23 protein-coding genes are annotated in these 23,278 nt (G+C 63.8%); 9 read left to right on the plus strand and 14 right to left on the minus strand.

What is annotated here, in order from left to right; all coding sequences use genetic code 11:
* The first annotated feature begins 31 nt into the window (after positions 1-31).
* From BM275_RS13460 to BM275_RS13470, 3 genes are all read left to right on the plus strand, one after another.
* On the plus strand, positions 32-454 hold the full coding sequence (locus BM275_RS13460; RefSeq protein WP_014821952.1) for an HPF/RaiA family ribosome-associated protein: 423 nt from the start codon (positions 32-34) through the stop codon (positions 452-454).
* A 111-nt stretch (positions 455-565) separates the two neighbouring features.
* Positions 566-1,126, plus strand: coding sequence for a histidine phosphatase family protein (locus BM275_RS13465; RefSeq protein ID WP_042922693.1), 561 nt, complete (start codon positions 566-568; stop codon positions 1,124-1,126).
* Positions 1,127-1,255: 129 nt separating this feature from the next.
* A complete protein-coding gene (locus BM275_RS13470; protein WP_044315164.1) occupies positions 1,256-2,467 on the plus strand; it encodes an aldose 1-epimerase family protein in 1,212 nt (403 codons plus the stop codon).
* Between the two features lie 502 nt (positions 2,468-2,969).
* Here the strand turns inward: BM275_RS13470 and BM275_RS13475 are convergent.
* The 8 genes from BM275_RS13475 to BM275_RS13510 form a co-directional block, all read right to left on the minus strand.
* Positions 2,970-3,182, minus strand: a complete 213-nt coding sequence (locus BM275_RS13475) for a cold-shock protein (RefSeq protein ID WP_014821949.1) — start codon at positions 3,180-3,182, stop codon at positions 2,970-2,972.
* A gap of 685 nt (positions 3,183-3,867) precedes the next feature.
* Positions 3,868-5,817: a response regulator gene (locus tag BM275_RS13480; protein WP_090521731.1), complete on the minus strand. Its 1,950-nt coding sequence runs from the start codon at positions 5,815-5,817 to the stop codon at positions 3,868-3,870.
* Positions 5,807-6,679, minus strand: a complete 873-nt coding sequence (locus BM275_RS13485; RefSeq protein WP_044314312.1) for a sensor histidine kinase — start codon at positions 6,677-6,679, stop codon at positions 5,807-5,809. The genes BM275_RS13480 and BM275_RS13485 overlap by 11 nt, the downstream gene beginning before the upstream one ends.
* Positions 6,672-7,682 carry an ATP-binding protein gene (locus tag BM275_RS13490; RefSeq protein ID WP_044314311.1) on the minus strand — a complete coding sequence of 337 codons (1,011 nt, stop codon included), beginning with the start codon at positions 7,680-7,682 and terminating at the stop codon, positions 6,672-6,674. The genes BM275_RS13485 and BM275_RS13490 overlap by 8 nt, the downstream gene beginning before the upstream one ends.
* On the minus strand, positions 7,679-8,083 hold the full coding sequence (locus BM275_RS13495) for an ATP-binding protein (protein ID WP_003281109.1): 405 nt from the start codon (positions 8,081-8,083) through the stop codon (positions 7,679-7,681). The genes BM275_RS13490 and BM275_RS13495 overlap by 4 nt, the downstream gene beginning before the upstream one ends.
* Positions 8,080-8,442 carry an STAS domain-containing protein gene (locus BM275_RS13500; RefSeq protein ID WP_014821944.1) on the minus strand — a complete coding sequence of 121 codons (363 nt, stop codon included), beginning with the start codon at positions 8,440-8,442 and terminating at the stop codon, positions 8,080-8,082. Before BM275_RS13500 ends, BM275_RS13495 begins: the two co-directional genes overlap by 4 nt.
* Complete coding sequence (locus BM275_RS13505) at positions 8,442-9,290, minus strand: STAS domain-containing protein (protein ID WP_014821943.1); 849 nt, start codon at positions 9,288-9,290, stop codon at positions 8,442-8,444. Before BM275_RS13505 ends, BM275_RS13500 begins: the two co-directional genes overlap by 1 nt.
* Positions 9,291-9,486: 196 nt before the next feature.
* Positions 9,487-10,386 (minus strand): LysR family transcriptional regulator, encoded by a 900-nt coding sequence (locus tag BM275_RS13510; RefSeq protein WP_090521734.1) that lies wholly within the window; start codon positions 10,384-10,386, stop codon positions 9,487-9,489.
* Positions 10,387-10,488: 102 nt separating this feature from the next.
* Here BM275_RS13510 and BM275_RS13515 point away from each other — a divergent pair, with 102 nt between their 5' ends.
* Genes BM275_RS13515 through BM275_RS13530 form a run of 4 tightly spaced genes read left to right on the plus strand, consistent with a single transcriptional unit; the run spans position 10,489 to position 15,173 of the window.
* The gene (locus BM275_RS13515) at positions 10,489-11,727 is read left to right on the plus strand and encodes a 3-hydroxyacyl-CoA dehydrogenase (RefSeq protein ID WP_090521736.1); all 1,239 of its coding nucleotides are present in this window, start codon (positions 10,489-10,491) and stop codon (positions 11,725-11,727) included.
* Positions 11,728-11,729: 2 nt separating this feature from the next.
* On the plus strand, positions 11,730-13,520 hold the full coding sequence (locus tag BM275_RS13520; RefSeq protein ID WP_090521738.1) for an acyl-CoA dehydrogenase C-terminal domain-containing protein: 1,791 nt from the start codon (positions 11,730-11,732) through the stop codon (positions 13,518-13,520).
* A 24-nt stretch (positions 13,521-13,544) separates the two neighbouring features.
* Positions 13,545-14,708, plus strand: a complete 1,164-nt coding sequence (locus BM275_RS13525) for an iron-containing alcohol dehydrogenase (RefSeq protein ID WP_090521741.1) — start codon at positions 13,545-13,547, stop codon at positions 14,706-14,708.
* Positions 14,709-14,741: 33 nt separating this feature from the next.
* Positions 14,742-15,173, plus strand: a complete 432-nt coding sequence (locus tag BM275_RS13530; RefSeq protein ID WP_090521742.1) for an acyl-CoA thioesterase — start codon at positions 14,742-14,744, stop codon at positions 15,171-15,173.
* Positions 15,174-15,285: 112 nt separating this feature from the next.
* On the opposite strand, the gene BM275_RS13535 is transcribed toward BM275_RS13530, so the two are convergent.
* The 4 genes from BM275_RS13535 to yrfG all read right to left on the minus strand — a co-directional run bounded on the left by BM275_RS13535 (position 15,286) and on the right by yrfG (position 20,474).
* Complete coding sequence (locus BM275_RS13535) at positions 15,286-15,747, minus strand: glycine zipper domain-containing protein (protein ID WP_003303059.1); 462 nt, start codon at positions 15,745-15,747, stop codon at positions 15,286-15,288.
* 196 nt (positions 15,748-15,943) lie between these two features.
* Entirely contained in the window at positions 15,944-16,792 is an 849-nt protein-coding gene (gene fdhD / locus BM275_RS13540; RefSeq protein ID WP_090521743.1) for a formate dehydrogenase accessory sulfurtransferase FdhD, read from the minus strand.
* 270 nt (positions 16,793-17,062) lie between these two features.
* On the minus strand, positions 17,063-19,624 hold the full coding sequence (locus BM275_RS13545; RefSeq protein ID WP_090521745.1) for a hybrid sensor histidine kinase/response regulator: 2,562 nt from the start codon (positions 19,622-19,624) through the stop codon (positions 17,063-17,065).
* A gap of 169 nt (positions 19,625-19,793) precedes the next feature.
* Positions 19,794-20,474: a GMP/IMP nucleotidase gene (gene yrfG, locus BM275_RS13550; protein ID WP_090521747.1), complete on the minus strand. Its 681-nt coding sequence runs from the start codon at positions 20,472-20,474 to the stop codon at positions 19,794-19,796.
* Between the two features lie 119 nt (positions 20,475-20,593).
* Between yrfG and nudE the strand changes: the two genes are divergently transcribed.
* A complete protein-coding gene (nudE, locus tag BM275_RS13555; RefSeq protein ID WP_041015291.1) occupies positions 20,594-21,160 on the plus strand; it encodes an ADP compounds hydrolase NudE in 567 nt (188 codons plus the stop codon).
* The gene (cysQ, locus tag BM275_RS13560; protein WP_090521749.1) at positions 21,157-21,975 is read left to right on the plus strand and encodes a 3'(2'),5'-bisphosphate nucleotidase CysQ; all 819 of its coding nucleotides are present in this window, start codon (positions 21,157-21,159) and stop codon (positions 21,973-21,975) included. Before nudE ends, cysQ begins: the two co-directional genes overlap by 4 nt.
* Positions 21,976-22,051: 76 nt before the next feature.
* Here the strand turns inward: cysQ and BM275_RS13565 are convergent, their stop codons facing one another.
* Both BM275_RS13565 and BM275_RS13570 read right to left on the minus strand, forming a co-directional pair.
* Positions 22,052-22,504, minus strand: coding sequence for a thioesterase domain-containing protein (locus tag BM275_RS13565; RefSeq protein WP_003303048.1), 453 nt, complete (start codon positions 22,502-22,504; stop codon positions 22,052-22,054).
* Between the two features lie 182 nt (positions 22,505-22,686).
* Positions 22,687-23,094, minus strand: a complete 408-nt coding sequence (locus BM275_RS13570; protein ID WP_230358060.1) for a YkgJ family cysteine cluster protein — start codon at positions 23,092-23,094, stop codon at positions 22,687-22,689.
* Positions 23,095-23,278 lie beyond the last annotated feature (184 nt).

Below are 23,278 nucleotides of genomic sequence, written 5' to 3' on the forward strand. Positions count from 1 at the left end.
AGTAGGTACGTCATCTATCAGGAGTAGTTGTATGCAAGTGCAGGTCAATAGCAACCACATCCCTGGCAGCGTCGAGCTGCACGAGTGGGTCGGTACGACCGTTGAGGATCGGCTCGAGCGTTTCGACGACTTCCTCACCCGAGTGGAAGTCCATGTCAGCGATGAGAACGCGCAGAAGGCCGGCGCCGATGACAAGCGTTGCCAGATCGAGGCGCGGCCCAAGGGGCATCAGGCGGTGTCGGTGACGCACAAGGCCGAGTCGCTGCAGCTGGCGGTCGATGGCGCGGCGGACAAGATGCAGCACGCGCTGGAGCATCTGATGGGCAAGCTGGACACCCGCGTACTGTCCAGCGGCGAGTTGAATGATCCGCTGCTCGATGAGCAGCCTCAGGCCGTCAAGGATGCGATGCTCGAAGAGGAATTCCTGGAAAAGCAGGACGAGCTCGACAAGTGACCCCGTCGCCCCGGCCGCGTGCCGGGGCGTTTCCACCCGCTTCATTCTCTTTCTATCCCCCTGCTGCCAGGCATGCGTCTTGGCGGCCGGGCCTGTGTATCCGGTAGCCAGATGCAGATCATCCTCGTGCGGCACGGTAGACCCGACCACGGCGCAGCGCGCTGGAGCACGCCGGTTGGCATGAAAACCTGGGTCGAGCGCTACAACGCTGCCGAGGTCGTCGCCGCCGAGCGCCCGGACAGTCTGGTCGCGCTGGCAGGCTCGGTTGGCATCGTGGTCTGCAGCTCCCTGCAGCGCTGCATCGAATCGCGCTCGCATCTGGAATGCGACTGCTGTGAACTGCCTGATCCGCTGTTCGTCGAGCCGCACCTGCCGTATCCCGAGTGGGGCCTGCCGCTGTTGCCGTCGCGCTTCTGGCGCCTGGCGTTTCGCACCGCCTGGTTTCTCGGCTTCGCCAGCCATACCGAGCACATCCGAGAATCCACAAGGCGTGCCAGCGCAGCGGCCGATCGGTTGATCGAGCTGGCCGAGGCCAATGAAAGCGTGTTGCTGATGGGGCACAAGATCATGAATGCGCTGATCGCCCGGCAACTTCGTCAGCGCGGCTGGCGTGGTCCCGCACTTCCGCTGCTCACCGGCTACTGGCAGCCGAGTCGCTACAGCAAGGGCTGAAAGCCAAGCTAGAGCACTCCGTACAGCATGCGTTCCGCCTCCCTTCGGTCATTCGGCAACCGCTTTGGCTTGCCAGATGAAACGTTTCAGCTACCTTGAGCATGAGTCATAACAACAAAGGGAACCCCCATGACCCGTTTGCAGCTTCTCCTCGGCCTGGGCATCTGCCTGGCCACTCCTGCCATGGCCTGGGAACAGGTGCTGATCGACCACGACAAGCCGGCGAAGAACTGGCGCATCACCAGCGAAGAGCTGGGCATCGACGCGCCGACGCCATTCTCGGTCAGCATGCGTACCTTGCATGGCGGCCGGCAGGAAGGCGTCAGCCTGATCGAGATCGACAACGGCAGCATGCGCATGACCGTTGTGCCCACGCGCGGCATGAATGTGCTGGAAGCGGTGGCCGGCGAGGTACGCCTGGGCTGGGATTCGCCGGTGGATGAAGTGGTCAACCCGGCCTTTATCGAGCTCAACGGGCGCGGCGGGCTGGGCTGGCTCGAGGGCTTCAATGAACTGGTCACCCGTTGCGGCTTCGAGTGGGTCGGCCACCCCGGCGAAGACAACGGCGAACTGCTCACGCTGCATGGCCGTGCGGCGAACATTCCGGCCTCGCGGGTAGTGCTGCAGATCGACGAGAAGCCGCCCTATGCCATTCGCTTGCGTGGAGAGCTGCAGGAGAAGGCCTTTAAGAAACTCGACTTCGCAATCCTCACCGAGCTCAGCACAGAGCCCGGCCGCACCGGATTCTCGTTGCACGACACGCTGACCAATCAGGGCGACTACGCCAAGGAATACCAGGTGCTGTACCACACCAATTTCGGCACGCCGCTGCTGGAGGAGGGCGCGCGCTTCGTGGCGCCGGTCAAGCAGGTCTCACCGTTCAACCCCCGCGCGGCGAAGGAGCTGAGCGACTGGCAGCGCTATCGCGGCCCAACCAGGGACTACGACGAGACGGTGTTCAACGTGGTGCCCTATGCGGACGAACAGGGCCAGACCCTGACCATGCTGCACAACCGCGCCGGCAATCTCGGCGTCAGTGTCGGCTTCAATACTGCCGAGCTACCGGTGTTCTCGCTGTGGAAGAACACCGATACCGAGAAGCAGGGCTACGTGACCGGTCTCGAACCAGGTACCAGCTTTTCCTACAACCGCCGCTATCAACGGCCGTTGGGATTGGTGCCGAAGATTGAGCCAGGTGAGCAGAAGCATTTTCGCGTGAGTTACGAGCTGCTGGTCAATAGCGCCGCAGTCGACGCCGCGCGCAAACGGATCGAAGCGGTACAGGCCGGTCGCGACACTGAAATTCGTGACGAGCCGCTGGTTGACCTGTCGAAGGACTAATACGTCTGCTGGACAGGTTTCGCGCGTTTTGGATCTCGTCGCAGCGATGCACCGTCGATTACGATGCATCGCTTGCTCAGGATGGCTCTACGTCGGGCCTTTCAGGGCGACTGCGAGGCGTTCCTTGGGTCTGAAAGTTCCCCGGCTCCTGCAGCTATAGCAAAAGGCTTACAAGAGGCTGCGGCGTTCGACCCTTTTACCGTCCACGGTGTGTAATTAATCTACACCCACTCTGAAGCGCAGGACGCGCTCAGGATCAGGAAGATCGACCATCGCCAGGACGGCAATCGAAGGGAATTCGGAAAGGTCAGAAAAAACCCGCTTCGGCGGGTTTTTGCTTTTCTGAGGAATTCATATGCCGCTGGTGCTGAACGTCGACCGCGCCTATTTCCGACATTCAGAACTAGCACTATTATTTTACGATCATGGGAAAAGCCGTTGCGTCAGATATTACGGACGAAAAAAAGCCCCGCCGAAGCGGGGCTTTTTTGTATCAGGCGTCTTAGGAGACTTGAACCTGATCAGCCTGCATCCCTTTCTGGCCTTTGGTAGCCATGAAAGAGACCGCTTGGCCTTCGCTCAGGCTTTTGAAACCTGTGCTTTCGATTGAACGATAATGAACGAACAGATCTTCGCTGCCATCGGTCGGCGTAATAAAGCCGAAACCTTTTTCATCGTTGAACCATTTGACTGTGCCATTTTGACGAGTAGACATGAGTATCTCCCAAGGTGTTTTAAGGCTGCAGCACTGAAGCATTCGGTGCCGAGACTGAGAAGCGAGAAGCAAAACGAACCGAGGAGATGAAACAGAGAAACATCATGCCGGGTGTCGAAGTGTTAATTGCGAAGCAGTGGGGCGAATATACGTAGTTTTAAATATATGTACAGCTTTTATTTGCAATTTAAATAAATTGGTCCCTTTAAGTAAGCTCGCGAACTCAAATATTTATGGTTTAACTAGTTGTTAATTCTCAATATTTTGTGAGCCTATGGGGGGAAGAGAAATAATTCAACAAATGTTCCACGCTAATAATTCGTAGCGGGAGCATTGTTTGCCGACAAAGCAGCGGGGTGCGTGGCCGCGCAAAGGCAGCCTTCTGTCCCGCCAGGCTGGTAAGCGCGACAGTGAAACGACACGTTCGTTTTAGCTATAGCGAAAGGCTTACAAGAATCCCGGTTTTTGGCTCTTCATTGCCTGCGGCCTGATGATTAATCTATGCCCACTCTGAAGCGCAGGACGTGCTCAGGATCAGGATGATCGACCACCGCCAGGAAGGCAGCCGGAAGGATTCGGATAGGTCAGAAAGAACCCGCTTCGGCGGGTTTTTTGTTGCCCGCGCCATGCGCATCAAGCGCAGATAGGTGATTTTTAAGCGGCGGTGGATAGTCGGTCGGCAACATCAGGCTTCGTCGAGGAGGCCGCGGATCTTGATCAGCAGGTCTGCACCTTCGAACGGCTTGAGCACCAGCTCCATGCGCTCATCGACAAAGCCCTCGCGACTGGATGCGCTCTCCGCATAGCCGGTCATCAGCACCACCGGCAATGTCGGGCGCTCGCGGCGTGCCCATTCGGCCAGCTGGCGACCGGAAAGACGGGGTAGCCCGACATCGGTCAGCAGCAGGTCAATCGACGGGTCGGCCTCGAGCAGAGACTGGGCGGTTTCCACGTCTCCCGCCTGGCTGCAGCGGTAGCCGGCTTCGATCAGCGTCTCGGCGATCAGCATGCGCACGCTGGGCATGTCTTCCACCACCAGCACGTGCTCGTGGCCGACCAGCCGCATCGAACTATCCGGCGCTGCGGCGGGCGTCGCTGCCTGTTCGCCGTTGGCGGCGGGCAGCAGGAGGGTGACTTCGGTTCCGGCGCCGAGCGTGCTGCGAATGCTCGCATCGCCACCCGACTGCAGGGCAAACCCGTAGATGCTCGATAGCCCCAGCCCTGTGCCGCGGCCCTGCGGCTTGGTGGTGAAGAAGGGATCGAAGACCTTGTCCAGCACGCCGGGCTCGATACCCGTTCCGTCATCGCTCACGCACAGACCGATGTAGCGCCCTGGCGCGAGTTCCGCCTCCTGGCTGCCATCCGAGGGAAAGGTACTGATGCGGATATGCCCGCCTTCGGGCAACGCATCGCGGGCGTTGATCACCAGATTGAGCAGGGCGCTCTCGAACTGGCTGACGTCCACGCGCGCCACCGCGGGCTCGGCGGTGAAGTCGAAGGTCAGCGTGATGCGTTCGCCGATGGTGCGCCGCAGCAGGTCTTCCAGCGAGCGGATGCGTTCGTTGATATCCAGCGCCCGTGCATCCAGCGGCTGTTTGCGAGCGAATGCCAGCAGGCGATTGGTCAGCGACGCTGCACTGCGCGCCGAGCTGAGCGAGGCATCGGCAAAGCGCAGCACGCTGTCGGCGCGGCCTTCGATGATGCGCTGCTTCATCAGCTCGATGCCGGTGATGATGCCGGTGAGCAGGTTGTTGAAGTCGTGTGCGATACCGCCAGTGAGTTTGCCCAGGGCGTCCATCTTCTGCGCCTGCAGCAGCTGCTCTTCGGTGCGCGCTCGCTCGGCGACCTCGTGGGCGAGCTGACTGGTGGTAGTCGCGATTTCCTGGCGCTGTGCGCGTTCACGCAGACGCTGTTCGGTTACGTCCTCAACGAACACCAGGCCCAGGCCCTGTGCGCGGTACGGGGAAATTTGCCACTCGGTCTCGCGGGTATCGCCGTTGACCTGCATTTGCAGCGGGGTTTGCCAGCGCTCGCCGGCCTGAAGATGTGCGCTCAGCTCGGCGAGAATCGCTTCTTGGCCGGCGGCGAAACGTTGCGACAGGGGAGCCGTCGGGCCGACGGCTCCCACCAGCAGTTCAAACGCATGGTTGCACTCGTGCAGCTGCAGTTCGGCGTCGAGCACCGCGATGGGCGCGGCGACATGGAAGAAGATTTCCCGGAAGCGCGCCTCGCTGTCACGCAGTGCGCGCTCGGTATCGCGCACCCGCAGCAGGGTGCGCAGCGTTGCCAGCAGCACGTCGGGGTCGACCGGGTGGATCAGGTAGGCATCGCCGCCGGCATCGAGGCCGGTGATGATGTCGTTGGTCTCGATGGAGGCGGCGGACACGTGAATCAGCGGCAGCAGGGCGGTGTTCGCATCGGCGCGCAGCTGGCGGGCGATGTCGAAGCCGCTCATGTCCGGCAGGTTGACGTCGAGGATCAGCGCATCCGGCGCGGCGTTGGCCACCAGTTCCAGGCCTTCGCTGCCAGTGCCGGCTTCCAGCACCTGATAGCCATGGCGTTCCAGTACCCGGCGCATCGCATAGCGCGTCGGCGCGTTGTCGTCGACGATCAACAGACGGCTGTCACGCTCCATCGGAAGGCTCCGTATCAATCGCCAGAGGCAGAACTACATAGAACTCCGAGCCCTTGCCTGGTTCGCTTTCCACACCGACACGGCCGCCGAGCAGTTCGGCGAAACGCTTGCACAACGCCAGGCCGAGGCCGGTGCCGCGCAGGCGCTTCTGCAGCGGCGAGTCGACCTGGGCGAAATCTTCGAAAAGCCGGTCGTGCAGCTCGGGGGCAATGCCGATACCGGTGTCGCTGACGGCGAAGCGGACCTGCTGCGGGTTTTCCATCCGTGCCGACACGCGCACCACCCCCTGGGGCGTGAACTTCACCGCGTTGGAGATGAAGTTGCGCAGGATCTGCGCCAGCTTCTTGTCATCGGTATAGAGCCGCGGAATGCCTTCGGGCTCTTCGAAGATGAGGTCGATCGGCGAGCCCTCGACGATGGGGCGGAACATGCCGCGCAACGCCGAGAACAGGTCGAGCATGTCGAACCAGGCCGGGGAAATGCTGACGCGGCCGGCTTCGATCTTGGCCAGGTCGAGCAGATCATCGACCATTTCGCTCAGCTCGCTGGCGGCCGAGCTGACGAAACGCACCTGCGTGTGCTGTTCCGGGCTCAACGGGCCGTCCAGTTCGTCGCTGAGCAGGCGGGTGATGCTGAGGATCGAGCCCAGCGGCGTACGGAACTCGTGGCTCATGTACGACAGAAAGCGACTCTTCAGGTCCGAGGCCTGGCGCAGCTGCTCGGCCTGGGTGTCCAGCTCGGCATACAGCGCCAAGACACCCTGATTGGTTTCTTCCAGTTCGGCGCGCAGCGACTCGTTATCGCGGCGCAGCTGCTCGAGCAGGCCGGCGTCGCCGGACTCGGGGGACGTCGGATCAGCCACGAGGAGCCTCCAGGTTGAGTGCCAGCACGGTCACGTCGTCGCGACCGCGGCAGAAGTCGCGATGCAACAGTGCGGCGATGATGGCCGGGTGACGGTGAACGAGACCGGGGTAGTCGCGCAGATTCCAGCGTGTTTGCAGGCCATCGCTGTAGAGCACCAGGAGCCGCGCCTCGCCCAGCGGGTAGTCGAAGACATGCGCCTTGCGAAAGCGCACGCCGACGATGCCAGGATGCGAGGCCAGGCCACGCGAGCCCTCGCTAGCGATCAGGCTGGCGCCGATATTGCCGATGCCGGCGAAATCCAGCGTCTGACGCTGGCCGTCGAAGTGCGCGATGGCTGCGGCGCCGCCACGAGTGCCGTTCATCGCCTGGTGCATATTGCTGAACAGGGCGAAGGGGGAATCCAGTGGGGATTCTGCAAACGCCACCGCACCTGCCAGTGCGGCCTGTTGGGCAAGCTCGCCATGGCCGATGCCATCGATGACCAGGGCGCTGCAGCGCTGCCCATCGAAGGCCAGCTGCCAGGCGTCGCCACAGGCTGTTTCGCCTGGATAGGGATGCTGGCTGACGCCATAGCGCCACGGCGGCGGCTGCACGCCGCGAGGAAACAGCTGCGCCAGCACCACCGAGCCGCGGGCATCGGAGTAGGCGTCGAACACCTGGGCCTGACGCGCCAGCGCGCCGAGCCCGATGCCCTGGGTGCCGCGGGTGGAAAAGCCGTCGGTCAGGCATTGATCGAGGTCGAAGCCCGGTCCGCGGTCGACCGCGATGATTTCGACGCCGCACCCCTCTCGTCCAGGAATTACGCGAAGGTGCAGTTCGCCGCGCCCGGCGTGCTTGAGCAGGTTACTGCCCAGCTCGGTGGCGAGCAGGGCGGCGCGCCCGGCATCGGTGGTGTCGAAGTCGTGCTGTTCGGCCAGCCGCTGGGCGACCCGGCGGGCGTGGCCGATCTGGCTGTTGTCTTCGATCAGCAGGACCTGGGTGACGCTTCCCTGAACGTTCATGTCCACCGCGTGATGGTGATTCGGGTGCCCGCGCCGACCGTGCTGTCGAGTTCGAACTCGTCAACCAGCCGCTTGGCGCCGGTCAGGCCCAGGCCGAGGCCGCTACCGGACGTCCAGCCGTCGGTCATGGCCAGTTTGATGTCGGCGATGCCCGGGCCTTCGTCGCGGAAGGTCAGGCGTACGCCGACCCGCGTGCCGTCCTCGATCAGCTGCCAGTCCATGTCGCCGCCGCCACCGTAGACCACGGTGTTGCGCGCCAGCTCGCTGACCGCGGTGACCAGCTTGGTCTGGTCGATCAGGCGCATGGCGCATTCCTGGGTCAGCTTGCGCACGGTCTGCCGCGCCAGCACGACATCCTGTTCGAGGCGCACCGGCTGGCTGCCGCTGCTGCGCACGATCATTGCGCGGCCACGCGGGCGCGCAGCAGCTGCATGCCGCGCTCGACGTTCAACGCGGTGCTGACGCCGGGGAGGTCGAGGCCGAGTTCGACCAGGGTGATGGCCACGGCCGGTTGCATGCCGACTACCACGGTCTCGGCGTCCATGATCCGTGACAGGCCGGAGATGGTGCCGATCATGCGGCCGATGAAGGAGTCGACCATGTCCAGTGCGGAGATATCGATCAGCACGGCCTTTGCCGACGTCGCGCTGATGCGTTCGGCTAGGTCGTCCTGCAGGGTCATCGCCAGTTGGTCGTGCATGTCGACCTGGATGGTGACGAGCAGAAACTCGCCCATCCGCAGAATGGGTATGCGATCCATTAGACGGCCTTCGTCACGGTGAGGCCGGAACGGCGCAGGGCCAGAGCCAGGGCGTCGGCCAGGCTGGCCTTGGTGACGATGCCTTGCAAATCCAGGCCCAGATGCACGATGGTTTGCGCGATCTGCGGACGCACGCCGCTGATGATGCAGTCGGCACCCATCAGGCGAATCGCGGTGACCGTCTTCAGCAGATGTTGGGCGACCAGGGTGTCGACCGTCGGCACACCGGTGATATCGATGATGGCGATTTCCGAACCGGTATCGACGATGCGCTGCAGCAGCGACTCCATCACCACCTGGGTGCGCTGCGAGTCGAGGGTGCCGATCATCGGCAGGGCGAGCACGCCGTCCCACAGCTTGACCACCGGGGTCGACAGCTCCAGCAACTCTTCCTGCTGACGCTTGATCACTTCTTCGCGGGACTTCTGGAAGGTGCGCACGGTGTACAGCCCGAGGCTGTCGATCAGCTCGGATACCGCCCACAGCTGCTCGGCGAATACTGCCGGTTCGTTGGCGTATTCGCTCTGCAGCAGGGTCATCAGCGGACGCTTGATGGCGAAGATGAAACCGGCGGTCTGTTGCGAATCCATGCCGAGCAGGGCGCGGCTGCGCGAGAGTTTTTCCAGGTACAGGCGCATGCTGTCCCAGGCCGGACCGTTGATATCGGCCGAGCCGTCTGCCGTTCCGCTGATCAGCTGACGGATGAAGTCGACGGTCTGCTGGGCCAGTTCTTCGGGCTTGACGTTGTGATAGCCGCCCAGATTCTGCAGGTCGGACTTCCAGCTGCTGAGCAGTTCGGCCTGATTGCGAGTAATGGTGTCGGTGGTACGTTGCAGCAGGGCCGCCATAGGTCTAGCTCCGGATTTGATTTGATCGTCCATGTTCACCATGGCGCATTAGCAAGAGTAGATATCCACCTTGCTGCGATGTTCCGCGCAGCCGGCCGCAGTCGCCTGCTTTCGGGAAATTCCCGACGGAAAAGCTGGGAGATACTAGCAAATGGATATTAGTCAGGCGTGAGATTCGTTGCGCTCGATTCGCGCCTCAGCTAGGCGCCACGGCGTCTATCTGTTCGATCAGCCATTGCAGCGCCGAGTCGTTCTGTCGCTGTGCGACGCTGACGATATCCAGCGCGAAGGTGCCGAGATCGAACGGCAGATCGAAGGTTTGCAGGGGTAGCAGCGTGGCGAAATAGCGCGCCAACTGGGTCGGCAGTACGGCAGCGAGGTCGCTGCTGGCGACGATATGCGCGGCCTGCAGGTAGTTCGGCGTGGTGTAGACAACCTTGCGTTCAAGCCCTTGGGCTTCCAGCCACTGGTCGACCATGCCGCGGGTCTGGCCACCATGCACCCACAGGTGGCGCAGGCGCAGAAACGCATCCAGATCCAGCCCCGCTGTCAGCAGCGGGTGGTCGCGCCGCACCGCCACCTGCAGCGTCTCGCTGGCCCAGCGACGTACGTGAAAGCGTGACGGCACCTCGAGAAAGCGCCCGAGCACCAGGTCGACCTCGCCGTTGTCCAGCGCTTCGACCGGCAGCGTCGGCGTCAGGTGCTGGATCGCCAGCTGGATGCCGGGTGCGTGCTCGGCCAGGCGCCGCATCAGCGCGGGCATGCAGATCAGCTCCACATAGTCGGTCACGGCGATGCGGAAACGCTGGTGGCTGCGCGCCGGATCGAAGGCTTCGCCGGCAATCAGGCTGTGCTCGATCTGCTGCAGCGCGTGGCGGATCGGTGCTTCCAGTGCCAGCGCCCTTGGTGTCGGCTGCATGGCTCGGCCGGCACGCACCAGCAGCGGGTCGTCGAGTAGTTCGCGCAAGCGGGCCAGGGCATTGCTGACCGCCGGCTGGCTTAACGACAGGCGCTCGGCGGCACGCGAGACGTTGCGCTCGCGCAGCAGGGCATCCAGCACGCGGAGCAGGTTGAGGTCGAAGTTGTAGGTATTCATTCGATGAATCCGAAACATCACAAGACTAAATTTCAAAAATAGTAGCGTCTTCGTCTATGGTTGGTCTCCAGTTTTTCCAGCCTTGCAACGAGGACATCTGCAATGAGCCAAGACCGCTTCGATATCCAGACCGCCGCCGTGATCGGCGCGGGCACCATGGGCCGCGGTATCGTCATGAGCCTGGCCAACGCCGGCGTGCAGGTGCGCTGGCTGGACAACAACCCCGAGATGCTGGAGCAGGCGCTGAACGTGGTGGCTGACACCTACGCGCACAATGTGCGGCAGGGCCGGATCGACGAGACTCAGGCGCAGGCGCGCCGGGCCTGCATCAGCAAGGCGGCCGATTACCAGGCGCTGGCCGATGTGGATCTGGTGATCGAAGCGGTCTACGAAAACCTCGAGCTCAAGCAGAACATCTTCCGCGAGCTGGACGGCATCGTGAAGGCGAGCGGCATCCTTGCCAGCAATACCTCCGCGCTGGATATCGACGCCATCGCCGCAGTCACTGGCCGCCCCGAGCAGGTTGTGGGTCTGCATTTCTTCAGCCCGGCGCACATCATGAAACTGCTGGAGATCGTCCGCGGCGCGAAGACTTCCAAAGTGGTGCTCGAAGCATCCACCGAACTGGGCAAGCGCATGGGCAAGGTCAGCGTGGTCGCCGGCAACTGCCCGGGCTTCATCGGCAACCGCATGCTCGCCACCTACGTGCGGGAGGCGCGGATGATGCTGCTCGAAGGCGCCTACCCGCATCAGGTGGACGCCGCGCTGCAGGGCTTCGGTTTCGCCATGGGCCCGTTCCGCATGTACGACGTGGTCGGTATCGACCTGGAGTGGCGCGCCCGTGAACTGTCCGGCAAGGGCCAGGATGAGCCTGAGGTGCAGGTCGACAATCGTCTGTGCGAGCTGGGCCGCTTCGGCCAGAAATCGCGCATGGGCTACTACCGCTACGCCGAGGGCAGCCGCCAGGCCGAGCACGATCCTGAAGTGGACGCGCTGGTGCAGCGTGAGTCCGAGCGGCTCGGTTATGAGCGTCGCGAGATTGGCAGTGAGGAAATCCTCGAGCGCTGCCTGCTGGCGCTGGTCAATGAGGGCGCCAAGATACTCGAGGAAGGCATGGCCGAGTCCAGCGCCGATATCGACACCGTCTACCTCTACGGTTACGGCTTCCCGGCCGAAGTCGGTGGCCCGATGACCTGGGCCGACCGTCAGGGTCTGCCGGCCATTCGTGAGCGCCTCAACGCACTGGCCGAGCGCCACGGCGAGCACTGGCAGCCGGCCGGACTGATCGACAGCCTGGCCACGCTCGGCGGCCGCTTCGCCGACTACAAGAAGGAGGCATGAGCATGGAATACAAGGCTCCCCTGCGTGACATGCGCTTCGTGCTGCACGAGCTGTTCGACGCCACCGGCCATTGCGAATTGCTCGGCAACGGCCTGGACCGCGAGCTGATCGACGGTGTGCTGGAAGAAGCCGCGCGCTACACCGGCGGTGAGATCGCGCCGCTCAATCGCAACAGCGATGAAGAGGGTGTGACCCTGGAAAACGGCGAGGTGCGCACGCCGCAGGGCTTCGTCGAGGCCTACAAGCAGTACGTCGACAACGGCTGGGCGAGCATGACCGGGCCGACCGAATACGGTGGCCAGGGCTTCCCACAGCTGGTGGCCTGCAACTTCCACGAGATGCTGATGGGCGCTTCACTGTCCTTCCGCATCTATTCCGGCCTGACAGAAGGTGCGGTGCTGGCGCTGTACAAGCACGGCAGCGACGAGTTGAAAGATGCCTATCTGGAGAAGCTGGTCAGCGGCAGCTGGAGCGGCACCATGTGCCTGACCGAACCGCAGGCCGGCACCGACCTCGCGCTGTTGCGCACCCGCGCCGAACCCCAGGCGGACGGTAGCTACAAGGTCAGCGGCAGCAAGATATTCATCTCCGGTGGCGAGCACGACATGAGCGAGAACATCGTGCACCTGGTGCTGGCGCGCCTGCCGGATGCGCCGGCCGGCGTGAAGGGCATCAGCCTGTTGCTTGTGCCCAAGTTCCTCGCCAACGCCGATGGAACGCCGGGCGCGCGCAACTCACTGAGCTGCGGCGCCGTCGAGCACAAGATGGGTATCAAGGGCGCCGCCACCTGCGTGATGAATTTCGACGGCGCCACTGGCTGGATCGTCGGCGAGCCCAACCAGGGCCTGGCATGCATGTTCACCATGATGAAAGACGCGCGGTTCCAGGTCGGTCTGCAGGGACTTGGCATTGCCGAACAGGCCTATCAGGGCTCGCTGGCCTATGCCCGCGAGCGCCTGCAGTCTCGCGGACTGGCCGGCGCGCAGCACCCCGACAAAGTGGCTGACCCGATCATCGTGCACCCGGACGTGCGGCGCATGCTGCTGACTCAGAAAACCCTGGTCGAGGGCAGCCGCATGCTGGCGGCCTATTGCGCCCGGCAGCTGGACCTCGAACACGGCCATCCCGAGCCGACTTATCGCAAGGCGGCGAGCAAGCGCGCGGCGCTGCTGATCCCCATCGTCAAGGCGTTCTTCACCGATATGGGCCAGGAAGTCGCCAGCCTCGGCGTGCAGGTCTACGGTGGCCACGGCTATATCCGCGAGTGGGGCATGGAGCAGTTGATGCGCGACAGCCGCATCACCCAGCTCTACGAGGGCACCAATGGCATCCAGGCGCTGGACTACATCCGCCGCAAGCTGCTCGGCGATGGCGGCGCGGAGTTGTCGGCGTTGCAGGCGGAGTTCAGTGAGGTCTGTGATCGGCAGACCGACCGGCCGGCACTGCACGACATGGCCAGCAAGGTACAAGCGCGGATTGGCGAATGGCGCGAGCTGAGTGCCGAGATCATTGCGGCGACCGGGCGCGATCCGCAGGAGATCGGCGCGGTGTCTGTGGATTTCCTCCAGTACTCCGCCTATGTCTTATTGTCCGGGCTGTGGCTGCAGGCCGCGGCGCGCGCGCAGGATGCGTTGGAGCAGGGTACGGGTGAAGAGGCGTTCTATCAGGCCAAGCTGGCAAGTGCAGATTTCTACCTGCGCCGTGTACTGCCGCGGGCGAGTGCGCATCGGGAAGCGATTCAGGGTGGGGCCGAATGTTTGATGGCGCTGCCGGAAAGCGACTTCGCGTTTTGAGCTAATCGATCACAGGAGGCACCGATGCATCCGTTCAGCTTTGCCACAACCGCTCAATTGATCTGCGAGCCTGGCTCGTCGCGCCGGCTGGCCAGCCTTTGCAAGGAGCGCGGGGCACGCTCGGTGCTGGTCGTGACTGATCCGGGCATCACCCGTTTCGGCCTGCTCAATGAGGTATTGCCGGGCTTCGAGGCGGAAGGGCTGCGAGTCGCCGTTTACGACCAGGTCATTGCTGATCCGCCAGCAAACATCGTGATGGCTGCGGTCGAGCAGGCTAAAGCGAGCGGTGCCGATCTGGTGATCGGCTTCGGCGGCGGCAGCTCGATGGATGTCGCCAAGCTGGTGGCATTGCTGGCGCATCCGGGCCGCGCGCAGTCGCTGCAGGACATCTATGGCGTCGGCAATGCCAAGGGCCAGCGGCTACCGCTGATTCAGGTGCCGACCACGGCGGGCACCGGGTCGGAAGTCACGCAAATCGCCATCATCACCACCGGCGAGACGACCAAAATGGGCGTGGTCTCGCCGCTGCTGCTGCCGGATCTGGCGTTGCTGGATGCCGATCTCACCCTCGGCTTGCCGCCTGCAGTCACGGCAGCGACAGGCATTGATGCCATGGTGCATGCCATCGAGGCCTATACCAGCGCGCTGAAGAAGAACCCCATGTCCGACCTGCTGGCCCGAGAGGCATTGCGGCTCTTGGCCGCCAACCTCGACGAAGCAGTACACAACGGCAGCAACCGCGAGGCACGCCAAGCCATGCTGCTCGGCGCCTGTCTGGCCGGGCAGGCGTTTGCCAATGCGCCGGTGGCGGCGGTGCATGCCTTGGCCTATCCGCTGGGAGGCAACTTTCATATTCCGCACGGGCTGTCGAATGCGCTGGTGCTGCCGCAGGTGCTGCGCTTCAACGTCAGCGCGGCGACCACTCATTACGGCGAGCTGGCGCCGATCATCCTCGGTGATCGTTTGCGCGCCGACGACCCGTCCACCTATCCCGAACAGTTGATCCAAGAGTTCGAACAGATGAGTGCACGTGTTGGCCTGCCGACCCGCCTGCGTGATGCCGGTGTGCCCGAGGACATGCTGCCGCAACTGGCCAAGGAGGCAATGCTGCAGCAGCGCCTCTTGGTCAACAACCCGCGCGAAGTCACCGAAGCCGATGCGCTGGCGATCTATCAGGCGGCGTATTGAGCGCCTTTTTACTACTGCACGTGGAAACCACCCATGCCTGAGCAACCCAAGCACCTGCGCCACGATTACCGGCATTTCCAGCCGATCACCACGCGCTGGCACGACAACGATATCTATGGTCACGTGAACAACGTCGTCTATTACGGTTTCTTCGATACCGCGGTGAACAACTATCTGATCCAGCAGGGCGGGCTGGATATTCAGGGCGGTGAGATCGTCGGTTTCGTGGTCAGCTCCGCCTGCGAGTACTTTGCGTCGATCGCTTATCCGGACGTCATCGAGGTCGGGCTGCGGGTGGCCAGGCTGGGCAACTCGTCGGTGCAATACGAGCTGGCAATCTTCCGCGAGGGTGAGCAGGAGGCGTGCGCCGCGGGTCGCTTCGTGCATGTCTTCGTTGAACGCGCAAGCAACCGTCCCACCGCCATTCCCGGGCGCTTGCGCGCCGCGCTGGAAGCCTTGAGTTAACCAACTCGGCGCATCCAGCAGAAGCCCGTAAACGAGATCGCCCGGAGCGGCTGGGCCGGTCCGGGCGAGGCAGTGATGGCTGCGAGACGGCAATGCCTGCCGTCTGCGGTCCTCAGTGATGCTTGTGTTTGTGCTTGTAATGACCTTTGGCTTTGCCTGGATGGCCGTAGTAGCGGCGATCATCCCGGTAGCGACGGTCACGCCGGTAGTCATCATCATCGTCGCCGTAGGCATTGCCGATCGCGCCGCCAGCGCCGCCGCCCACGGCTGCGCCGATCAGCCCACCCGTGCTGCCACCGACCTGCTGGCCGATGACATTACCGCCTGCCGCACCGAGGCCACCACCAATGGCCGCTTCGGTACGGCTGCGTTTGTCCGCACCGACCATGCCGCCGGCCGCGCCGCCAACGCCGGCACCAATGGTGGCGCCGGTCGAGCCCCCCAGGTGTTCTCCCACCACAGAACCCAATGCACCGCCGAGCGCGCCGCCGACGGCGGCTTCGGTGTTGCTGCCGGCGAAGGCTGCAGCGCTGAGCAGGCTGGTGGACAACAGGAATATCGAGGCGTACTTCATGGAGTGATCCCGTATGTGGATTGCGCCGCGATCCTCACGTGCCGCTGCGCTTGCGGCAAGAGCGATCCGATGAAATGCGTGATCCGGTTGGCGTTTGCTAACTATTTGATTTTGCTTAGGAACAAGAGGTGTTTCGAGTGGTCTTAGCTCGCTTGTGGGGCCTGCGCGCAGGGCCTTTACCCGCTCGGAATCAGCATCAGCCTTGCGCGCGCACCGCTGCGGCAGGGCTGTAGATCCGCGGCGGGCTGTGCTGTGGCAGGTGGATGAGGTTGAGGTTATGTCGCTGCGCCCACTGGGCGGCCAGGCCGGTGGGTGAAGACAGGCTCACCAGCGCTGGAATCCCGGCCCGCTGCACTTTCTGCACCAGCTCCAGGCTGCAGCGGCTGGTGACGATCGCCAGGCCACCGGCCGCTGCACAGCCGGAGCGGGCCATGGCACCGATCAGCTTGTCCAGCGCGTTATGCCGCCCGATATCCTCGCGGCCCAGGCGGATCTCGCCGTTGGCGTCCATGAACAATGCGGCGTGCACCGCCCCGCAGTCGCGCCCCAGCGGTTGAAACGCTTCGATACGTTGACGCAGGTCCTGCAACCAGTGCGAGGGCGGCAGTGGCGCTGCCGGCATGACCGGCAGGCGCGGGAGTGCCTGCTCCAGCGCTTCGACCCCGCAGAGCCCGCAGCTGCTGTTGCCGGGTAGCTGGCGGCGTTGCAGCTTGAGGCGCCAGAACGCGCGGCTGGCGATGTCCAATTCGGCGCGCAGCGCACTGCCGCTGCCGTGCAGGCGAATGTCGTAGATATCATCCAGCGACTCGACGAAGCCATTGGCCAGGCTGAAGCCAACCACGAAATCTTCCAGATCGGCCGGCGAGATCATCATCACCGCCTGGCTCAGCCCGTTGTAGGCGATCGCCAGCGCGCACTCCTCGGCAAGATCGACTGCGCATTGCGCGACATCGTCGATCGGCTGGTAGCAGTAACGCTGGCTGGCACCGGCAGGTGGTTGCGCGGCAGCGGCGACGCCGGCATTCAGGCGAGACGGGGCGTTCATCGGCGATTCGGTCCAGTTAGTCGCCTGTTTGGCAGGTTCGGTTGGTCAATTTCGGCGTCCATGGCCCCGATACTGGGTTGCTGCTCCTCGCCATAACCCCCTATGACTCGTCGCAGCGCTTTGTCTCGGCCATTTACATCCGAACCTGCCTCAACCCACTCACCGCACAGGTCACGAGGTCTGATGAGACCGGCGTTCTGCATCGCTGCAACTGCAGTGCATGCTCGCGGCCGGCGGATAGAGTTATGACCCCTGCCGGCCGCGGACGATTCACCGCTGGTCGCTATCCGCCAGCATGTCGCGTACGCGCTTGGCCAGCGCATCGAGGTTGAACGGCTTGCTGATCATGTCCATGCCCGGTTCGAGGAAGTCCGTGCTGGCGGCCTGCTTGGCATAGCCGGTCATGAACAGCACCGGCAGATCGGGACGATGCTGGCGCGCGACATCCGCCAGTTGCCGGCCGTTCATGCCGGGCAGTCCGACATCGGTGACCAGCATGTCGATGGTGGGCGTGCTCTCAAGCAGGCGGATCGCCGCATTGCCGTCGGCGGCTTCCAGCGTCTGATAGCCGAGCATCTGTAGCACGTCGATGACTAGCAGGCGCACCGCCGGATCATCCTCGACCACCAGGACGGTTTCGCCTTGCTGGGCCTGAAGCGGGCCGTCGTCTTCGCCGGCTGGCGCGACGCTGACGCCTTGGTCCTCGAATACGGGAAGGTACAGGCTGACCTGGGTGCCTTCGCCCGGTTCGCTGGCGATCTGGATATGGCCGCCGGCCTGCCGGGTGAAGCCGTAGACCATGGAAAGGCCGAGCCCGGTGCCCTGGCCGATGGGTTTGGTGGTGAAGAACGGTTCGAAGACGCTGGCCAGCACCTTGGGGCTCATGCCGCAGCCGCTGTCTGTCAGGCAGAGGATGACGTAGCGCCCGGCGGCCAGATCGCCCACATCGCCCTGCCTGTACAGTTCGACATTGCGAGTTTCCAGCAGCAGGGTGCCGCCGTCAGCCATGGCGTCGCGGGCGTTGATGACCAGGTTGAGCAGCGCGCTTTCCAGCTGGTTTTCGTCGCTGGAAACCGGCCACAGACCTTGCTGCAACTGATTGCGGATGTGGATGTGGCTGCCCAGCGTGCGGCTGAGCAGGTCGTGCATCGACTCGATCAGCTGGTTCAGCTCGACACGCTTGAGATTCAGCGGCTGGCGCCGGGCGAAGGCGAGCAGGCGGTGGGTCAGGGCCGCGGCGCGATTGGCCGAGGTGACCGCGGCATCGATGAAGCGCTGGGTTTCGCCGTGGCGGCCGGACTGGATGTAGCGCTGGATCAGGTCCAGGCCGCCGATGATGCCGGTCAGCATGTTGTTGAAGTCGTGGGCGATGCCGCCGGTCAGCTGGCCGACTGCTTCCATCTTCTGCGCCTGACGCAGCGCTTCCTGTGCCTGCTCGCGGCTGGCCATTTCCTTGAGCAGGCGTTCGTAGACTTCCGCCAGTGCCTGGGTGCGCTCCTGAATACGGCTTTCCAGCGTCTCGTTGAGTTCGCGCAGCGCCTGTTCGGCGCGCCAGCGCTCAGTGACATCCAGCGCCATGACGAAGAAACCGAGCACGTTGCCCTGGCCGTCGCGGCGCGGCAGGTAGTGCACCAGCATGCGTCGGGGCTGGCCGTCACGGTGCGGGCTATGGGCCTCGAAGGTCACGTCGCGGCCGGCGAGGGCGTCACGGATGCTTGTCTGGCGCTCGGCGTAGCCGCGTTCACCGAGCACTTCGCGGGCGGTCTTGCCCAGCAGCCATTCGGTCGAATGGCCGAACCAGTCGGAGTAGTAGCGGTTGTTAAAGCGAAAACGTTCCTCGGCGTCGACGTAGCCGATGAGCACCGGCAGAGCGTCGGTGACCATCTTCAACTCGGCTTCGCTCTGGCGCAGGGCATCTTCGCTGGCCTGCTGTCCGGTGATGTTCATCACTGCGCCGGGGAAGCGCTGTGGCCAGCCCTGCTCGTCGCAATGGCAGCGCCCGCGCGCCAGCGCCCAACGGGTGACGCCATCGTCGCTGCGCAGCCTGTAGCGCTCGTCGAGCGTACCGCGCTTGACGATGCAGCGCTCCAGCGCGGCGCGCAGGCGTGGCACGTCGTCGGGATGGACATGATCGAAAAAGGCTTCGCTGCTCAGGCCGTTCGGCCCGGACTGGGCCACCGGCAGGATGCGGGAAAGCTCAGCCCCCGCCGGAATCTCGCTGGCCTGGATGGCCCAGTCCCAGATGCCGATCAGGTCGCTGGCCTCGAGTGCCAGTTGCAGGCGCTGTTCGCTGGCGCGATGCACCTCGGCGCTGAGCTTGTAGTGCAGGGCGGTCTGCGACAGGCGGGTTTCGGTGCGCACGCGTTCGCTGGTTTCGCTGAGGCACAGCAGCAGGCCGCCGATGCCGTGCGAGGCGTTGCGAATGGGGCTCAGGGCGAGGTCGAACCAGGCTTCCACCGGAGCGCCATCGCGTTCGATGACCAGTTGCTGATTGCGCAGCACTCGTGGCTCACCGCGGCGGGCAGTGTCGCAGGCCGGCTCCAGCAGGGTCCAGGTCGCGCCCCAGCGGTGGCAAGCGGGCTGGCCGAGTTCGGCCGGGTGGCGATCGCCGATCAGTGCGGCGTGGGCGTCGTTGTACAACTGCTGCGCCTGGTCGCCCCAGAGGATGCACATCGGCAGGGGTGCTTCGAGAATGGTGTCCAGCAGCAGCCGTAGCGAAGCCGGCCAGGCGTCAGGAGTTCCGAGCGCAGTCGCCCCCCAGTCATGCCGGCGGATTCGCTCACTCATCTCGCTGTGACTATGGGGCCAGAATTCGGCGCCTACTACTGCCATGTTGCTTCCTATCGATCATCCGTGGGCGAACTACGAGCGGCAGGGCATGTGCTGCGCACCGCTGCGCTGTTTCGATGCGTGCCGGCCCGGGCTCGTCCTGAGCCGGTTCCCGCCGACGGCAACTGTTGCGTAGTGTAAAGCTTCCGGCTGCCGAAGGCAGCGCCAGCCGTCACGCTGGACCGCCGTGCAGGCTGCGGATCAGGTCGAGGTAATCGTCAACCGCGGCGAATTCCTCGGTGTCCTTCGGTGCGCGGCGACTGTCCGGCTCGCGCACCGCCAGCAGATGCGCAATGCCGAAGCGCTGCGCACTGCGCAGGATCGGCAGGCTATCGTCGATGAACAGTGCGCGTGCGGGCTCGAACTCCAGATCCTGGCGCAGTGCGTGCCAGAATTGCGGCTCCTCCTTCGGATAGCCGTAGTCGTGGGAGCTGATCAGGCGGTCGAACCAGGGCGCCAGTTCGATCTTCTCCAGCTTCAGCGACAACGAGTCGCGGTGCGCATTGGTGATCAGCACCACGCGCTTGCCGGTATGGCGCAACGCGGCGAGAAATTCGTCGGCATTTGGTCGAAGGGCGATCAGCTCGGCGATCTCGCGTTTCATGTCGCGAATCGGCAGGTTGAGTTCGCGGGTCCAGTAGTCCAGGCAATACCAGGTGAGTTTGCCGACGTGCTCGTTGAACAGTGGTGCCAGTTCCAGCTCGGCCATGGCGCGGCTTATGCCGTGCAGCTCGGCGTAGCGTTGCGGCAGCAGTTCGAGCCAGAAATGATTGTCGAAATGGAGGTCCAGCAGCGTGCCGTCCATGTCGAGCAGGACGGTATCGATGTCGGACCAGGGCAGGTTGGCGGTCATGTGCGGGCTCGCGTCAGCGGTGTATGGACGGGACGGCGTCGGTCAGCTGGTCGCAAAGCACTCACGGCCAGCGCAAAAAGCCGGGTTATGATAGCCGCTCGCGTTTCCAGGAGTTTCCCATGCGCCAGAAACCCACCGTGCTAGCCCGTGAGATCGTTGCTAGCAGCCGACTGTTCCGTGTCGAGGAGCTGCAGCTGCGTTTTTCCAATGGTGTCGAGCGCACCTATGAACGCCTGGTCGGCAAGGGCAGCGGTTACGGCGCGGTGATGATCGTGGCGCTAGCCGATGCGGAGAATGCACTGCTGGTCGAAGAATATTGCGGCGGCACCGACACCTATGAGCTGTCGCTGCCCAAGGGCCTGATCGAGCCGGGTGAAGACGTGCTCGAAGCGGCCAACCGTGAGCTCAAGGAGGAGGCCGGCTTCGGCGCGCGCCGCCTGGAGCTGCTTACCGAGCTGTCGTTGTCGCCCGGTTACATGAGCCAGAAGATTCAGGTGGTGCTGGCGCGCGATCTGTATCCGGAGCAGCTGCCCGGCGACGAGCCGGAGCCGATGCGGCTCGACAAGGTCAACCTGCACGAACTGTCCAGTCTGGTGCAGCACCCGCAGTTCAGCGAGGGGCGCGCATTGGCCGCGTTGTACCTGGCCAAGGATCTGTTGACCCAGCGCGGAGAGTTCGGCCAATGAGTCATCCCTATCTGTCGTCGGTCATCGATCTGGTGCGTCAGGCGGGCGAGGCGATCCTGCCGCACTGGCGCAGCGAGCTGGATGTCCAGACCAAGACCGACGAATCGCCGGTGACCGTCGCCGATATGGCTGCGCATCAGGTGTTGCTGGACGGCCTGCTGGCGCTGGATAGCGCCATCCCGGTGCTGTCCGAGGAGGATTGCGAGGTGCCGCTGAGCGAGCGCGCCGGCTGGACGCGCTGGTGGCTGGTTGACCCGCTGGATGGCACCAAGGAATTCATCGCCGGCAGCGAGGAGTTCACGGTCAACGTCGCGCTGATCGAGGCGGGCAAGGTGTGCTTCGGCGTGGTCGGCATTCCGGCATCCGGACGCTGTTACTACGGCGGCGAGGATTTCGGCGCCTGGCGCAGCGAAGTGTCCGGCGCGACTCAGCCGCTGCGCGTGCGCCAGCAACCGGAGCAAGCGTTTACCGTGGTCGCCAGCCGGCGCCACAGCAGTCCGGCGCAGGAGCAGCTGTTGAGTCGTCTGGGCGAACGTTTCGGTGAGCTGGCGCTGGCGAATGTCGGCAGTTCGCTGAAATTCTGCCTGCTGGCCGAAGGTGCTGCGGATTGCTACCCGCGCCTGGCGCCGACCTCGCAGTGGGATACCGCTGCCGCGCAGGGGGTGCTGGAAGGTGCCGGTGGCGAGGTGCTGGATGTCAGTGGTGCGGCGCTGCGCTATGACGCGCGGGAAAGTTATCTGAACCCGTCTTTCCTGGCCCTGCCCAGAGGCGTCGACTGGCGCGACTGGCTGATCGAACTGGCCAATCGCGAGTAACACGGCGCGTCTGCCTGGAGCGGGCATTGCGCCGACTGAGCAAGCCGTCGCAGACGCGTGCAATGTAATCCTTCGCTTATTTGTGCAGCACGAACTGCCCGGTGAAGCGCACCGCGTCACGGCCGTCGGCCGCCAGGATGCGGCTTTTCAGCTCCAGCCGCGAACGGCCACGGCGACGATAGATCGATTCGAAGCGCTCCCAGGCCTCGGGGCTCGGCGCTGAACAGATGGCGATTGCATCGTCCACCACCGGCAGCGGGTACTCGATCTGCCCTTCGTGGATGACGATGTGCCCATCCTCGATGCCCGCCTCGCGCAGCCGCAGATGCAGCCAGCCCCAGCCTGCCAGCACCGAAGCGCAATACAGACTGCCGCCGAACATACTGCTCTTGTGGTTGATGTTCGGCTGCAGCGGTACCTGCAGGCGCAACTCGTGGTTTTCCCACTGCTCGACGCGCAGCCCGAGCGAGCGGGTCAGCGGAATGTCGTGATGGAGGATGGCTTCCAGGTAGCGGCTATCGCGGCTCATGCCGGGGAGGTTCCTAAACGTTACGAAGGTACAGACAGACGCCAAGCATGACTCCTGAGTCACGCTTTGGCCAGTCCGTTCAGGCTATCCGTGGCGACGAATCCGGGCACGCCGCGCTGCTGTCTGCGGTGTTCCGCATCGGTGCTGGCGGGTGCAGCGGCGATATCCGATGGTGCGCCGCGTCAGCCGGCGGTTTTGCTTCGGTAGGCGCAATAACCTGGGCGCGGGCCGATACGCGGGTGGTTGCGGCAGGTGTCCGGGCGCTTGGCATAGACCGTGCAAAGCCGCGTCTTGCGGTCCAGATAGAGACAGTCGCCATTGGTCAGGCGGGTCAGCGTGAAGATCTCGTGCTTGTGATTGAAGTGCTCGACGATGCCCGCCTTGCTCAGGCGCTTGGCGATGTTCTTCGCCGGCTCGTCGCGCTCGAAGGCATCGACCAGGTCCAGCCGGATCAGGTCGTCGATGCGTACCTCCACCGGCAGGGTGCAGCAGGTCGCATGGCAGTCGCGGCACAGGCCGGCGCTGTAGCGCACCCAGGTTTCCAGGCGTTCCGGGTCGGCGGAGGCGATCAATCTTGTCTTCACGGGCAGTCTTCGGTGCGTTCGGGCGCGCGGATCATAACGAGTCGCGCGGCGATTGCCAGCGTCTTCCGACGGCGGCGACCGGACGGGCGGTAGCGCAGATGTAAAGGAAACCTGCAACGCTTTTTCTGGAATGTCGAATGGAGGTGAACGGGCATGGCTGCCGCGAGTCCCTCTTGTGTGTCTTCGCTAA

The sequence above is a fragment of the Stutzerimonas kunmingensis genome (genome assembly GCF_900114065.1).
Classification (GTDB): Bacteria; Pseudomonadota; Gammaproteobacteria; order Pseudomonadales; family Pseudomonadaceae; genus Stutzerimonas; species Stutzerimonas kunmingensis.